Annotated in this window: 12 protein-coding genes; all 12 read right to left on the minus strand. The window is 73.1% G+C overall.

Translation table 11 applies throughout. The annotated features are described in order from the left end of the window. Positions 1 to 16: 16 nt before the first annotated feature. The 12 genes from ACIBNE_RS30910 to ACIBNE_RS30965 all read right to left on the minus strand — a co-directional run bounded on the left by ACIBNE_RS30910 (position 17) and on the right by ACIBNE_RS30965 (position 14,280). Positions 17 to 1,543, minus strand: coding sequence for an IPT/TIG domain-containing protein (locus ACIBNE_RS30910; protein ID WP_399277394.1), 1,527 nt, complete (start codon positions 1,541 to 1,543; stop codon positions 17 to 19). Between the two features lie 64 nt (positions 1,544 to 1,607). Continuing rightward, on the minus strand, positions 1,608 to 3,677 hold the full coding sequence (locus ACIBNE_RS30915; protein WP_399277396.1) for a hypothetical protein: 2,070 nt from the start codon (positions 3,675 to 3,677) through the stop codon (positions 1,608 to 1,610). A gap of 6 nt (positions 3,678 to 3,683) precedes the next feature. Beyond that, a complete protein-coding gene (locus tag ACIBNE_RS30920; RefSeq protein WP_399277398.1) occupies positions 3,684 to 5,267 on the minus strand; it encodes a baseplate J/gp47 family protein in 1,584 nt (527 codons plus the stop codon). Between the two features lie 70 nt (positions 5,268 to 5,337). Continuing rightward, complete coding sequence (locus ACIBNE_RS30925) at positions 5,338 to 5,703, minus strand: GPW/gp25 family protein (RefSeq protein ID WP_399277400.1); 366 nt, start codon at positions 5,701 to 5,703, stop codon at positions 5,338 to 5,340. Between the two features lie 15 nt (positions 5,704 to 5,718). Then, entirely contained in the window at positions 5,719 to 6,189 is a 471-nt protein-coding gene (locus tag ACIBNE_RS30930; RefSeq protein ID WP_399277401.1) for a hypothetical protein, read from the minus strand. A gap of 6 nt (positions 6,190 to 6,195) precedes the next feature. Beyond that, entirely contained in the window at positions 6,196 to 6,885 is a 690-nt protein-coding gene (locus tag ACIBNE_RS30935) for a phage baseplate assembly protein V (RefSeq protein ID WP_399277403.1), read from the minus strand. After that, positions 6,882 to 7,970 (minus strand): phage late control D family protein, encoded by a 1,089-nt coding sequence (locus ACIBNE_RS30940; RefSeq protein WP_399277405.1) that lies wholly within the window; start codon positions 7,968 to 7,970, stop codon positions 6,882 to 6,884. The genes ACIBNE_RS30935 and ACIBNE_RS30940 overlap by 4 nt, the downstream gene beginning before the upstream one ends. Positions 7,971 to 7,975: 5 nt before the next feature. Beyond that, a complete protein-coding gene (locus ACIBNE_RS30945) occupies positions 7,976 to 8,560 on the minus strand; it encodes a hypothetical protein (protein WP_399277406.1) in 585 nt (194 codons plus the stop codon). Between the two features lie 85 nt (positions 8,561 to 8,645). Then, positions 8,646 to 9,362, minus strand: coding sequence for a hypothetical protein (locus ACIBNE_RS30950; protein WP_399277408.1), 717 nt, complete (start codon positions 9,360 to 9,362; stop codon positions 8,646 to 8,648). A 15-nt stretch (positions 9,363 to 9,377) separates the two neighbouring features. Beyond that, complete coding sequence (locus ACIBNE_RS30955; protein WP_399277410.1) at positions 9,378 to 11,210, minus strand: DUF4157 domain-containing protein; 1,833 nt, start codon at positions 11,208 to 11,210, stop codon at positions 9,378 to 9,380. Beyond that, the gene (locus ACIBNE_RS30960; RefSeq protein ID WP_399277412.1) at positions 11,204 to 13,435 is read right to left on the minus strand and encodes an ATP-binding protein; all 2,232 of its coding nucleotides are present in this window, start codon (positions 13,433 to 13,435) and stop codon (positions 11,204 to 11,206) included. Before ACIBNE_RS30960 ends, ACIBNE_RS30955 begins: the two co-directional genes overlap by 7 nt. Next, on the minus strand, positions 13,432 to 14,280 hold the full coding sequence (locus tag ACIBNE_RS30965; protein WP_399277413.1) for a Pvc16 family protein: 849 nt from the start codon (positions 14,278 to 14,280) through the stop codon (positions 13,432 to 13,434). Before ACIBNE_RS30965 ends, ACIBNE_RS30960 begins: the two co-directional genes overlap by 4 nt. Positions 14,281 to 14,436: the final 156 nt, after the last annotated feature.

A 14,436-nucleotide genomic window follows, 5' to 3' on the forward strand; every position in this document is an offset into this window, starting at 1 on the left:
TCTGTTCTGGGTGCGGCTAGTTGACGGTGAAGTTGGTGGCGCTGACGGCCGTGCCGCCCACGGTGGTCACCGTGACCTGGACCTCCTTGGACGTGCCGGGCGGCGTCACTCCCGCGGGTACCTGGACGCTGATCTGGTTCGCGGTCGGCGCGCCGACGATCGCCGCGTTGACCGTGCCGAACTTGACCGCCACGGGCGGAAAGTTGAAGTTGCTCCCGTTGAGCTGGATGGTCTGGCCCGCCACCCCGCTCTTCGGGACGAACGGCGGGGCCGAGAACGTCGGAGCGGGGATGGCCAGTTCGGCGCGGAAGTCCTGGTCGCTGACCACCGTTCCGGCCGACGTGGTGACAGTGATCTTCACGTCGGCGTTGGCGCTGCCGGCGGGCACGAGCCCTTCGGGGACCAGTACGGTCATCCGGGTGTTGGTCACGGTCCCGGAGAGCGCCGCGCCCACGCCCGCGAACTTCACCTGCGGGGTGCCGACGTTGAAGTTGAAGCCGTTCAGGACGACTTGGGTGCCCGGCGTGCCCTTCACCGGGGTGAACTGGCCGCCCGGATCGGCGAACGCCGGGGCGGGATGCACGGTGAACAGGTCGTCGCTCACCACGGGGCCGCCCGCGTTCGTCACGGTGACCCTCAGCTGCACGGCCACCCCGTCGGGGGTGAGCCCGCCCGGCACGCGGACGACGATCTGGGTGGCCGACGGCGCGCCGACCACCTTCGCCGGGACGTCGCCGAACTTCACGGTGACGGCGCTGACGTCGAAGTTGCCGCCGTTCAGCGTGATCAGCTGGTTGATGACCCCGCTCTGCGGCACGAACTGGGCGAGCGAGGCGTCCACGAACGCCGGCAGCAGCAGCACGCGTTCCATCAGGGCGAGCCTGCGCTCCAGGTCGGAGACGGTGAGGCGGCGCTGGCGCAGGTCGGTGACCATGCCCGCCTCGATCGTGGCGACGTCCCTGCGGCGCAGCAGCGTGGCGAGCGGGTAGAAGCTGTGGCCGGGCGGCGGCGCGGGCACCGCAGCGCCCTCCGCGACGCGCACCTTCCAGACCGGTTTGAGCCGGACCGTGGTCTGCACGCCCACGTCACGGCTGTTGGTCAGTTCGGCGTCGATCGTGCCGTCGATCTCGGTCAGCGACACGTCGAGGTAGACCGTGTCGGTGCGCGGGTCGGGCTGGGCCGCGGTGGGGGTGGTGAGCGCGGGCAGCCCCGGCTGGCTCCTGTACGTGACGGGGGCGGGGATCGTCACCTCGATGCCGCCCACCAGGGCGCTGCCTGGGCCGCCGTCGCCCGCGGTGACCCTGAAGTCCTGGGTGTTCTCCCCCGCGGGCAGCGCCTGGACGGCGAAGCCGCCCTCGCCCTGCGCGGCGCCGTTGCCGATGTAGCGGCTGACGACGGCGCGCACGGTGGCCGTGACGAGGTCGTGGAGGAGGTTCCAGTCCCGGTCGAGGATCGGCACGTTCTGTTCGATGTGGATGCCCACGTAGCCCTTCTGCTGGTTGGCCAGCAGCAGTTCCAGCGGGGACTGCGAGTAGTCCGCCATGTCCGTTCCCTGCCTCCGCCCCCTGCCTCCGCTCGAACGCGATACGGGGTGCCGGATGTGGTCGTTACGGGGTGTCGTCGGGTGTGATGAGGACCGGGCGCACGGTCACCGGGGTCACGTCGGCGAGCGCTCCCGCGAGCCGGGTGACCTTGGCGGCCGTCTCGTCCGGGTCCGCGCCGGCCTCCGGGGTGAGGTAGAGCCCGACCGCGTCCCGGGCGATCCGGCCCGGCGCCACCTGGTAGGTGTAGGTCTGGAAGTCCTCGAAGGTGCCGCGCAGGTCCAGCTTCGCGGTGTCCCGCGTGTCGACGGTGGTGGTGCCCGCGTAGCGGTGGTCCAGGGTCCGCGTCGCGGCGTAGGTGGAACTCGCGTACTCCAGGCTGGCGTTGGATCGGTGGACCAGCAGGGTCGAGCCGCCCGTGTCGACGGCGAGCGGGCCGCGCCGCGCGTACGGGCCCGTACCGATCTGCTGGTTGGTGCCCCAGGAGAGGGTGGCGGCGGTGAGGACGTTGCGGGCGAGGCGCCAGCCGCCGTTCTGCGTGGAGCTCCAGAACACCTCGATGTCGCCCCCCGCCGTGAGCAGCGCGGCGGGCTGGCGGTCGTGGTGGCCGCCCGCGCCCGGTTTGGGGAGCGCGCGGACGGGCGACCAGTCGGCGGCGGCCGGGTCCAGGCCCGCCTTGACGCGGTGCACGACGCTCCAGCGGGTCTGTCCCGGCGGGCCGCCCGGCTCGTGGCGGGCCCAGAAGAGCCACAGCCGCTGGCTCGCGCTGCCCGGGTGGAACAGGGCGAAGAGGTCGTCCTCGACGCGCGGGTCCGCTCCCGCGTCGAGCGGCAGGGTCAGCGGGGCCGCCAGCCAGCCGGTGCCGTCGTGCCGGTTGTAGCGCAACTGCCAGGTGCCGGAGAGCTGTTCGAGCCAGAAGAGCCAGAGGCCTCCGGTGTCGTCGGCGACGGCGGTCGGCATCCGGCGTTCGGTCGCGCCGTCGCCGAAGACCTCGGGCTCGCTCCACGTCCCCGTGCCCGTGCCCGTGCGGATCCTGAAGTGGACGCGCCACTTGCGGTCGGCGGGCGGCTGCTCGGGGTCGTATGCCTGCCAGAACAGCCAGAGCCTGGTGTTCTGCGGGGTGGTGCCCTGGACGGCGGCCGTCGGGTGCTTGTCGATGCCGGGCCGGTCGACCAGCGGGGCGCTCGGCTCCCAGCGGCCCGCCGCGAACCGCTTGGTCCAGATGTCCCAGCCGTGCCGGCGGCGGGTGTGGAAGAAGAAGAGCGTCGAGCCGTCCGCCTCGCGGACCGCCGAAGGGCGGCCGTCGTGGGCGAAGTTGACCGAGGCGAGCTCGGGTTCGGTGAAGGCGCCCGCGGTGCCGGTGCCCCTGCGGACCGCCGACCAGAGGTTGAGCCGTTCGGGCTGGTTGGTGCGGGCGACGTTGTGGACGAACTCCTTGGTGCGGCTGGGCCAGCCGGTGACGCGGGTGACGGTGGCGTCCAGGGTGGGGAGGGAGCCGATGGTGCGGTAGACGCGCGGGGCGGCCCTGATCTCGGCGCGCTGCGCGGAGACGGGCAGCGCGAAGTCGGTGCGCCAGCCGATCCACTGGGCGAGCAGCGGCAGGAGACGGCCGTCGGTCAGGTCGGGGTCGGCGAGGTCGAGCCCGGCGCGGACCAGGCTGTAGAGCCGGTCGAGTTCGGCGCCGGGCAGGTCGAGGAAGCGGCGCAGCTGCCCCCGGTCCTTGTCCGCCGGGTCGAGCAGGGCCGCCACGGCGCCGGGCGGCGGGGTCAGCTCGGCGTCGTAGCGGCGGTGGACGGCGGGGAGCAGTCCGTACATGCGTCCCGCGAAGTCGTGGCGTCCGGTGGCGAGTTCGCAGGCGGTGTTGTGCGGGTCGGGGTCGTAGGCGGGGACCGGGGAGCCGCTGAAGGGGAACAGCGCGTAGTAGTAGACGGTGCCGCCCTTGAGCCCGGTGTCGGCGGCCGATGCGAGGCCGAGGCCGTGGGCGACGACCGTGCCGTCGTCGGGGCCGGTCGGATGGGTGCGTTCGCGGCGCACCACGCGCACCCCGGGTGCGCGGGCGGGATCGGGGTTGCGCCAGGTCAGGTCGATGCGGTTGCCGCCGGAGTGCGCGGTGGCGGTGATGTCGGTGAGCCGCACGCCCGCTCAGCCCCTTCCCTGGTCTCGGCCGTCGAGGACGACGATCTTGATGCCGGATCCGTACGCGGGATCGGTGGGGGCGACGGGGACCTCGTTGGCGCCGAGCGCGAGGGTGCCGCTGGGTTCGACGGCGGGCCCCTGTCGGTCGCCGCGCCGGAACTCGGTGATGTTGGCGAAGACCACGCCGGGGACGTCCTGGATCTCCTCGTAGAACTTGCTGAGGTAGACGGTCTGGCGGAAGTCGACCCGCTCGAAGGCGAGCAGCGCGCCCGCCGCCGTCCGTACGGCCGCGACGACGTCGTCCCGCACGTAGAAGCTCTCGATCGCCACCTCCGCCGTCACCTTGATCTGGACGTAGTCGACGTCGGAGATCTCGATGAGCTGGCTGAGCATCCGCTTGTCCTCGAAGTACCCCTTGAGGCCCGCCTCCAGGGCGTCGCTGACCTTGCCGCCGCCCTCCGGTGCGACGTGCAGGGTGACCTGGTTCCAGCCGGTGGCCTCGGCGTGCACCTTGCCGACGCCTTCGAAGCTGAGGGCCAGGGCCTCGTAGTCGGCGGCGGTCACCGCGCGGCGCAGGGAGCGGAAGACGGCGGGGGCGTGCAGCACGGCGTGCTCGATCGACTCGCGTTCGGCGCCTCCGGTGGCCGGGGCCGGGTTGCTGACGCGGGCGCCGATGAGGGCGAGCTGCTGGGCCACGACGGTGTCGACGGCGCCCGCGGGTACGTTGCCCGCGGCGCCGCCGCCGACCCGGTAGGTGGCCTTGACCAGCGCGCCGGGCGGCGGGATCGCGCCGAACCTGCCGTCGCCGAAGAGGACGGCCGAGCGGTCGTCGGCGTCGGTCTCGACCACGTAGTCGCGCTGGGCCGCCTGGCTGAAGGCGAGGGTGTCGCGCGGCGTCCACGCCTCGGTGGTGGCGGCGAGCGTGGTCGTCAGCAGGATGTCCCGCCCGGTCTGCCCGGCCGGGGCCGAGGGCCGCAGGACGAGCGCGGGGCGGGCGAGCGGGAAGCGCTGGTCGGGCCTGCCGTTCGAGGTGCCCAGCACCTCGTCCTTGATCAGCCGCCCCTCCTCCACGGGGACGCCGCCGCCCTGGGCGGGTCCGAAGACCTTGCGTCCCGTCGTCGGGTCGACGGGGAGGGCGGTGAGGTCGATCGTGAGCGGCGACTCGCGCGCGTACTCGAAGCGGACGCCCGGCCGGTCGCGGCTGCTGGCCGTCGCGAACGCGTCGCCCCTGTTGACGGTGACCGTGCCGGTCGCGGAGGCGGGGAGGCTGAGGGCGAGCGTCGCGGCCGCGGGGGCCGCCGTGCCCAGTTCGTAGCCGATCAGGCGCAGGTGCTGGATGACGGCACGGCGGGTGCGGGCGGTGCCGAGGAACGCCTCGCCCGCGACCCGGTCCTGGTAGTAGCCGATGATGTCGCCGATGTGCGCGAAGAGTTGGAGGAGTACGTTGCCGAAGTCGGCCTCGTTGCCGAAGTCCCGCCACTCGGGCAGTTTGCGGGGGATCTGCTCGCGCATGGCGTGCAGCAGGCTCTCGTAGTCCCGGGCCATGTAGTCGACGACGGGCCCGTCGTCGGTCCTGCGGATCTCGGCCATGGTCTCGTTTCCCCCACCGTGGGTGTCCGTGGTGTCCGTGGTGCCTGTGGTGCCTGTGGTGTCCGTGCGGTTACTTGAAGTGGACCCGGACCGCCTGCCGGGTGAGGTCGCGCCGCCGTACGTAGCCGACCTCGACGGTCAGCGTCTCCTCGTGGGCCCGCACGTCGACCGCGGCGACCGCCAGTTCCCGGCCGAGCCAGCGGGTGAGCGCCTGGCCGACGCTGAACTCGACGGCGGTGGCCATGACTGCGTTGGCGGGGTCGAAGACGAGGTTGAGCAGCCCGCAGCCGAACTCGGGCTGGTTGATCCGCTCGCCGGGCGCGGTGAGCAGCACCTGGACGATCTTTCCGCGCAGTTCGGCGCCCTCGTCCTGGTCGGGGGCGATCGTCCCCGACCGGTTGACGCGGAACGGGAATCCGAAGCCGGTGACGGTCACGGTCGCTCCTCCCTCCTACTTCGTACAGCGGACGAAGGACTGGCCGCCCGCGGTCACCTTCGAGACGCCCGGTGCGGGCACCCCGCTGCACGTGTCGAACGGGTCGCCGTCGAGGAGCACCCGCACGCCGCCGACGGTGAGCAGGCCGCTGCCCGCGGACGTGCCCGGTTTTCCCGGGCCCACCTCGTCCGTGACGGTCAGCGACGGGGCGGACGGGCCCGGGGGCAGGAACTGGGAGCCGTTCGGCCCGAAGTGGCCGCCGCTCGCGGTCTCGCCCGCGTCGAGGGTGCTGCCGCTGCTGGTCAGGGCGACGGGGACGCCGCCGATGGTGACGAACGCGCTCAGGTGCTCGGTCACGGCGCCCTTGTACGCGTACTTCCCCTTGCCCGCGTAGGCCTTGGTGGGGTCCGCTTCGAGGACTCCCGCCACGTTGTGGGTGTCGGTGCCGGTCACGGCGTCGCCCTTGACCACGATGTGCTTGTCCACGGCGGCTCACCCCTTCTTCAGGTCGATGGCGGCGGCGACGACCGTGACCTTGTGTCCCGCGGCGTCGATGGTCAGGTCCCGCTTCGCGGTGAGGGTCACGGCCGCGTCCGTCAGCTCCAGCGCGTTGCCCGTGGCGTCGGTGAGCCGAATGCCGTCGCCGCGGAGCGCGACGGTGTTGCCCCGGGCGTCGGTGACGGTGATGCCGTCCTGGTCGAGCACGATCCGGTGGCCCCGCGCGCCCTCGCGCAGGATCAGGCTCTCCCGGCCCCGGGCGTCCTCCAGTTGGATCACGTGCCCCGCGCCGGTCCTGAGCAGCTTGGCGGTCGGCGGCGACTGCACGGCGTCCCCGTCGGCCCCTTCGGCGTCGACGGTGCGGGGTACCTGGCTCTCGTCACCCGGCGCGCACCAGTAGGTGCCGACCCACAGCGGACAGTCCGTGTCGCCCTGCTCGAACTCCACCCACGCCCCGGACCCGTTCTCCGGGACGAAGAACAGGCCCCGTCCCTTGGCTCCTCCGTACGGCACGCAGGGCGAGGCCCAGCCGGTCACCACGTCGGGGCCGAACACGTCGGGCACGGTCAGCTTGAGCCGCCCGAGGCGCTTGGGGTCGGCGTTGTCGACGACCCTGCCCCGGTACTTGCCGTAGCGGCGGGCGCCGTCCTCCACGAGGCCCGCGACGACGCGCTCCAGACTCATCCGAAGTCCTCCGTCCCGGTGGGCTTGATCGCGTTGCGTTCGATCCGGAACAGCTGGACGTAGCCGTCGGGGGCGAAGCGGTGCGTGACGTGGGTGACGTAGTAGACGCCGCTGTGGGTCTCGCCGATGCCCTTGACGGTGACGGTGCCGCGCGGCATCAGCACGCTGCCGTACGCGTTCGCCGCGACCTCGCCCTCCCCCGTGACCAGGGAGGCCGCCTCGTCGAACACGCTCCCGCACAGCGCGGCCATCTCCTGTCCGCCGGTGGCCGCGGTGTCCGTGACGGTGACGAGCGCCGGTTCCGCGCCCGGCGGGAGCAGTCCGTCCGCGGTGGTGCCGCCGAGTCGCAGGCGGTCGCCCTCCCTGACGTCGACGCCCAGGACGTCACCGGTGATCCGGTCGATCTGGGCCATCCGGACGCCCGTCGGCACGGTCGCGTCGACCTCCACGCTGAGCCGGTTGACGTTGGTGGCGGGCCCGAAGTGCACGGCCAGCACGGGTTGCGGGACGGTGCCGTAGGCGGCGGGCTCGAAGTGCCCCGTGCCGCCGTCGACGTAGCACTCGTAGCCGTTGCGCCGGGCGAGCCTGCGCAGCAGCTGGATGTCGGTCTCCCGCTGCACGACGGTGGAGACGTCCTCCTTGTGGACGATGCCGGTGGAGGTGACGCGGGGCGTGAGGCCGTACTGCTGGAACACCTCGGTCGCGATGTCGCTGTCCTTCTTGTTGGGCCAGGTCCGCAGCCGTTCGACGCGGTCCATCAGGACGGTGGCGTCCATGCCCCACACGTCGAGGCGGCACTGGGCGAGACCGGGGCCGAACCGCGGCCGCTGGTGGGTGATGTAGCCGGTGATCAGCCGTCGGGTCTCCCCGCGCAGGCCCGCCGTGATGTCGACCTTGCGCCAGACGGCCAGGCGCGGGTCGTCGAGGTGCGACCAGGCGCCGTCGGGGCGCAGCAGCAGGGCGAGGGAGATGCGGAACATCCCGGCGAGCTCGTTGTCCAGCTCCACTTCCAGGGCGAGCAGGTCGGGGTAGAGGTCGGCGGCCTCGGTGCCGTCGATCTCGATGCGCAGTTCGTCGTGGTCCACGGCCGTCACCCGCTCACCGCGGCCGGGACCACGACCGGCTGCCCGAGCCGCCCGTGGTCGACGGGCGGTCCGACGGCGAAGCCCTGCGCGGCGATCGTGTCGGCCAGTGTCCGCGGGTCCGTGTCGACCGGGTTGTACGTGACGAGCACCGCCCGCTCGAAGCGCTCGGTCCACACCGTGACCGGCTCGCCGCCCGCTGTCCCGCGCTCGGGCACCAGGACGACGCTCTCGGCCACGTCCACCGACTCCACGCCCCGGGCCTGCCCGAGCGCGGCCAGCAGCGCCGCCCACGGCGGGCCCCCGGCCGGGGCGGTGAGCGGGAAGCGGGTGGTCGCCACGGGGCCCCGGTCCAGGAGGTCCAGCGGCGAGAGGAAGTCCGGGTTGGCGTCGCAGACGCGCCAGTAGTGCAGGGGCTGCCCGTAGTAGGTGGCGGCCAGCTGGTCGAGCCGGTCGCCGGAGTCGACCGTGTGCGTGAAGTCGCCGGTGACCTCGGGCAGCGGCCTGAAGTCCTTGCCCGCCCGGACCCGGCCCCGGGCGTCGGGGGCCGCGACGTCGGGGACGGTGCGGTAGCGCGACAGCTTGCTGAACACGCGGGTCCACTCCTTTCGTTCGCGCGCACGGGTCCGTGCGGGTGCTGCGGGTGCTGCGGGTGCCGGGTCTGCGAGGTCAGTGGGGTCAGCCGGGGACGACGACGTTGGCCACGTCGGAGATGTTGGCGAGGTTGACGGTGGCCATCACCTCCGTCATGGCCCGGGTGTAGAGGTAGGGCAGGCTGTTGCCCTCGATGACGGTCAGGGAGACCGCGACGGTGGCCCTGACCGGGTTGAGGACGGTGCTGAACTCCGTCTCGGTGATGTTCAGGGCGGTGATGTTCACCGGGAGCACGCGCTTGCGGCCGAAGACGAACAGCACCAGGGGCGGGTTGTCGCCGCGGGTGAAGCTGAAGCCGCCCGGCTCGCCGAGCAGGAAGTCGGCCCCCGCGCCCAGCAGGCTCTCCTTCTTCGGCTGGGTCATCAGCTCCAGGGTCGCGATCTGCGGCGCGACCCCGAACTCCTCGGCCACGGTGTCGCCCTCGTCCAGCTTGTCGGTGGCGTCCAGCCGGATCTCGAAGCCGAGCTGCTGTTCCTCGACCGTGACCAGCTGCTCCTTCTGGATGTCGAGGAGGGTCCGGTCCGGATCGCCGTGGAAGCCGCGCAGGGTCTGCTGGGGCGCGGTGGCCGCCTGCGGGTCGCCCGGTTTCGGTGCGCCGGGGAAGCTGAAGTTCAGGGAGCGGTTGCGGGTCAGCTGCTGCGGGTTGAACTGGAAGACCACCACCAGCGGCGGCAGGCTCAGCCCGAACTCGACGAACGCTCCGCGCAGGATCCGGGGCTTGCCGGGGAAACCGTCGGTCATCTCCTTCGCACCTCCTCAGAACCTGAATCCGAGACCCACGAGGGCCTGGTGGACGCGTTCGTCCTGCGCCGCGGGCCGCAGGACGTTGTAGACCGCTTCGAGCTGGAGGCGGTCCAGGTCGAGCCGCAGCCCGCCGCCCGCCTCGAAGCCGCGGGACCTGGCGTCCCCCGACAGGTCGGCGCTGTACCCGGCGCGCAGCCGCCCGTACAGCGGCCCGAAGATCCGGAAGTCGAAGCCCGCGCTCAGCCCCGCCCGCACGAACGCCTCCCTGTCGCTGAACGGGACGTCGAGCCGCACTCCGGCGGCGAGGGCGCCGCCCGCCCACTCCAGGGCGCCCTCGTAGCCCAGCGAGGCCAGGCCGCGCCCGCCCGCGGGGGAGAACTCCGCGCCGAGCGTCAGGCTCGGGCCGTGCCGCAGCCGCGCCCCGTAGGCGAGGGCGCCGGTCAGCCCGGTGAAGAAGCCGAGCGTGGGCGGCGGGTGCCGGTACTCGACCGTCACCACGACCGGTCTGCGGTACCCGGCGAGGAACGCGGCCAGTTCGTCGAAGTCCCAGCCGATGTCGATGCAGCCCGCGCTCCCCGACCACGAGCCGCCGTGCAGGTAGAACCCGCTGCGCTGGTTGGAGTTGCCCTTCTCGGTCCCGCAGGGGCCGTCCTTCAGCCGGCCGAGCGGGGACAGCGCGACCCGGCCCGAGCCCCAGTCGCCCGCGTGCACGGGCGCGCCCTGGATCGTCGCGTTCTGCTGCCGCAGGATGCCTGCCCACAACAGGGACAGCTGCTCCCCGAGGGAGAACCGCTGGATCGTCGGCGGCGAGAAGGTGTAGCGGCCCTCGGGGATCGTCCCGTAGTCCTCGATGCCCATGTAGCGCCGGTCGTTCATGTACGAGTCGAGGACGGGGTCACCGCCGCAGGACTCGGCGTGCTTGCGCTCGACGGGCTTCGACTTGCCCGACTGGGCGCCGTAGCGGAGCACTTCGTTGCCGTCTCCGCGCACGATCAGGTCGCGGCCGTCGAACTCCATGGTGACCGAGGCGTAGTCGGTGGCGTGCGGCGCGTCGCCGTCGTGCCGCTCGTCCTTCTCGTGCCTCTCCGTCCGTTCCGGCTTTTCGGGTTTCGGGTTCTTCGACTTGGGGGGTGCGGCGGTCGTGGGCGGCTTCTTCGGGGCCCGCCGCACGGACGGTGTCGCCGCGCCCGACTGCTGGAGCGTGTGGGTCAGTTCGTGGGCGATGAGGCGGTGGTCGCGCTCGCTCTCGCCCGCGCCCAGGTGGACGTCCTTGCCGTGGGTGAAGGCGCGTGCGCCGATGCGGTCGGCCGCGCGGTGGGAGTCGGGGCCGCTGTGCAGTCGTACGTCCCCGAAGTCCCGCCCGAAGCGCGGCTCCATGTAGGCCCGGGTCTCGGGGGCCAGGGGACGGCCGCCCGGCGGGGCGGACGCCGGGACCGCGGACGCCGAGGCTGCGGATGCCGGGGCCGCGGATGCCGAGGCGGCGGACGCCGGTGCCTCGTGGGCCGGTCCGGTGGCTGCCGCGGGCCCCGCCACCCGGTCCGCGATGCGGTCGGCCTCCTGTTCGTACGCGTCGCCCGCGGGCCCCACCGTCAGCTTCGCCTGTACGGCACGGCCCGGTCCGCAGCCCGTACAGTCACCCGCACAGGTGCCGCCTTCGTGCTCCTCTCCCCCGCACTCCGCGAGCCGCTGGAGGTAGGACCCGCCGAGACTGCGCTGGACCAGTGCGTACGGGGCGGGGTGGACGGTGGGGGCGGGGGCCGGTTCGTGCGGCCGGCCGCCGTGCTCCCCGGGGCCGTGCTCTCTGGGGCCGTGCTGCTTGGTCCCGTGCGTGTGCGTGGTCAGCATCGCGGCTCCGTCCAGAGCTTGCCGATCTTTTCGAACTCCCGCCTGGTGCCCCGCAGGACGTGCCGGAGGGTGATGGTGCCGCCGTCGGCGGCCGCCAGGAACGCCGCGTTCAGCGCGACGTTCTTGATGTTGCCGCCCGCGATCTGGAACTCCCGCGCCAGGGCGGCGAGGTCGACGTCCGCGTCGAGCGGGGCGCGCCGCGGGAAGAGGGTCCGCCAGATGCGCTCCCTGCTGTCCGCGTCGGGGAACGGGAACTCCACGGCGAAGCGGATGCGGCGGGTGAACGCCTCGTCCATGTTCTGCCTGAGGTTGGTCGCCAGGATCACCATGCCCGCGTACTCCTCCATCTTCTGGAGGAGGTAGCTGGTCTCGATGTTGGCGTACCTGTCGTGCGCGTCGGAGACCTCGGTGCGCTTCCCGAAGAGCGCGTCCGCCTCGTCGAAGAAGAGGATGGCGTTGCTGTCGCCCGCCTCGCTGAAGACGCGCGCGAGGTTCTTCTCCGTCTCGCCGACGTACTTGCTGACCACGCCCGACAGGTCCACCGCGTACAGGTCCAGGCCCAGCTCCCCCGCGACGACCTCGGCCGCCATGGTCTTGCCGGTGCCTGGCGGTCCGCTGAACAGGACGCTCAGCCCCAGTCCCCGGCTGAGCCGCGCGCCGAAGCCCCACTCCTCGTACACCAGGTGCCGGTGCCTGAGCTGTCCGCAGATGTCCCGCAGCTGTTCCAGCCTGTCGTCCGGGAGCACCAGGTCGGCCCAGCCGCACCGGGGCCGCACCCGCACGGCGAGGTCCCCGATCCGCCGCCGGGACAGCTCCCGGCAGGCCTCGGTCAGATCGGCGAGCGCGAGCGGCCCGGCGTCCCGCTCCAACGCGCGGCGGCTCTCGGCGAGTTCGACGGCGTACGGAATGCGGGCGGGCGGCAGCCGGAAGAGCGCGGCCAGTTCGCCGGCCCAGGCGTCCGCCCGGGGCGTAAGGCCGGTGAGCCCGTCGCGCCACAGAGCGGCGCTCGCGGGGGCGTCGGGAACGGGTACGGGGACGGGCAGGACGAGGGCGTCGCCGAAGGTCCCCTCGTTCGCCTCTTCGCCCGTCCAGGGCGTCTGTCCGGTCAGGAAGACCAGCCGTCCGAAGTCGGCGAGCGCGCCGGACAGTTCGGCGCGGAGCGCTCCCGTCCCGTCGCGCAGCAGCGCGTCCGCGTCCGGGACGTGCACCGCCGCGCCACGCAGCAGCGCCTCACGGAAGGCGGGGCGCAGCGGGCGGTCCCCGGCGTCCCCCGCGGGGGTCAGCAGGGGCACGCCGAGGCGGTCGCAGGTGCGCCGGGCGAGGGCGCCGCGTCCGGTGCCCGGCGGGCCGTACAGCTGGAGGACCAGGGGGCGGGGGTCGCGGGCCGCCAGGTGGCGGGCGGCGAGGCGGCACAGGGCGTCGGCCGGGTCGGTGGCGGCCAGGTCGGTGGCAGCGGGGGCGGGGGCGACGGGATCGGCGGGGGCGACGGGAGCTTTGCCAGGCGCTTCGGAGGGGGCTCCGGCAGGCGCTTCGGCGGGGGCTTCGGCGGGGTTCGGGTGCGCGGGCTCGTACAGGGGGCCGGGGTACGGCTCGTCCGCGCCCAGCAGATAGCGGCAGATGCGCGGGTCGAGGGAGAGCAGCTGGGCGAGCGCGGTGCTGCCCGAAGGGCTCTGCGGGTCGTCCGCCTTGCGCAGGATGCCCGCCCGGAACAGGGGCGCGGTGTCGGCGAAGCGCCCGAGCGCGGCCCAGCGGTCCCGCTCGGCGGGGCACAGGAGCGAGACGACGAGGTCGACGCTGGGGCGCTTGCGGGTGATGTCGTCCTGGAGGTACGCGTACAACCGGTCGTACTTGCGGCGCAGTTCGGGGGCGAGGCAGATCACGACTGCGCCCAGCTCCAGCGGGCCGAGCCCGAAGAGTCCGCCGAGCGCGGGCAGCGGGAGCACGGTCCCCTCGGCGGCGGCGCGCTCGACGCGCGCGGCGATCTCCGCTTCGACGCGGTCCAGGTCGGCGTCCAGGTCGCAGACGGGCGTCGGGCGTTCCTTGTCCGCCAGGAGCCAGTCGACCTCCTGGCGGGTGATGTAGACGGTACGGGCCGCCTGGTTCTGCGGCGCCTCTTCGTTCTGGAGGCGGGTCACTGTCAGGTGGCGCCGGATCAGCAGGTCGAGGCGGCGCAGTTCGTCCTCGACGTGCTCGGGGCCTTCGCGGTATCCGGGGGGTCCGTTCATGGCGTGACCTCGAACAGGAAGGAGCGCCTGAAGAGCCCGGAGACGTCCACGCGCACCTCGTACAGTCCGGTGACGAGGCCCTGTCCGGCGGGCACGGTGAACGCGTCGCCGGTCAGTTCCACCTTGTCCGCCACCGTCGCGCCGCCGAACAGTACGGTGACCCGCCTGCCGTACAGGTGGGTGCCCGTGAAGGTGAGGACCGTGCCGCCGGGCCCCCTGTCCGGGGTCATCGCGGTGACCGCGGGCGGCCGGAAGGGTGCTTCGACGCCGGGCACGCCGACCGTGCGCACGCGTTGCGGGACGGGGCGCGCGGTGGCGGGCAGCCGGTCGAGCTGGACGGTGGAGACCTGGTAGAGGACGGAGAGGCGGTACGGCTGGGAGAACGTGCCCCACAGCCGGCTCAGCTCCTCGGTGTCCAGCTCCATGGTGGCGATCTGGAGCCGTTCGCGGGCGTCCGCGAGGCCGGGGTCGAGGTACGCGGCGGGGACCACCGGGTGCTCGTGGAAGACCCGCATGGCCTCGCCGAGGCTCTGGTGCGCGGTGGCGTTGCCGGTGAGGGGGTCGTTGGGGGCGTAGGGCGTCAGGAGGTAGAAGAGGTTCAGGGACAGGGGCGCGTCCAGGAGCTCGGGCGGCGAGCCGGGGGCGCCGGGGCGCAGCGTCCAGTCCTGGTTCCGCAGGAACGCGTTCTCGGTGATCTTGCAGAGGTAGAGGTTGACGCGGCGCGCGCCGCCGGACTCGTCGGGCGAGAGGACGGTGACGTCCATCGCGGGGGAGAGCTTCATCTCGCCCACGAGGAGGTTGCGCAGCGAGGCGCTGACCATGCCGATCGCGGTGGAGGCGCTCATCGCAGGCTCCTGCCTCTGAGCCTGCCGAGGTGACGGCGTGCCCAGTAGGCGGGCGGCGCGTCGAAGGGCGGGGCGGCGGGCCTGGGGGCGGGGGCGGCGCCCCGTTCGGGGGGCGGGGCGGGGCGCGGTGCGGGAGGTGGGGCGCTCGGGCTCGTG

The organism is Streptomyces sp. NPDC050504 (genome assembly GCF_044458065.1).
Classification (GTDB): domain Bacteria; phylum Actinomycetota; class Actinomycetes; order Streptomycetales; family Streptomycetaceae; genus Streptomyces.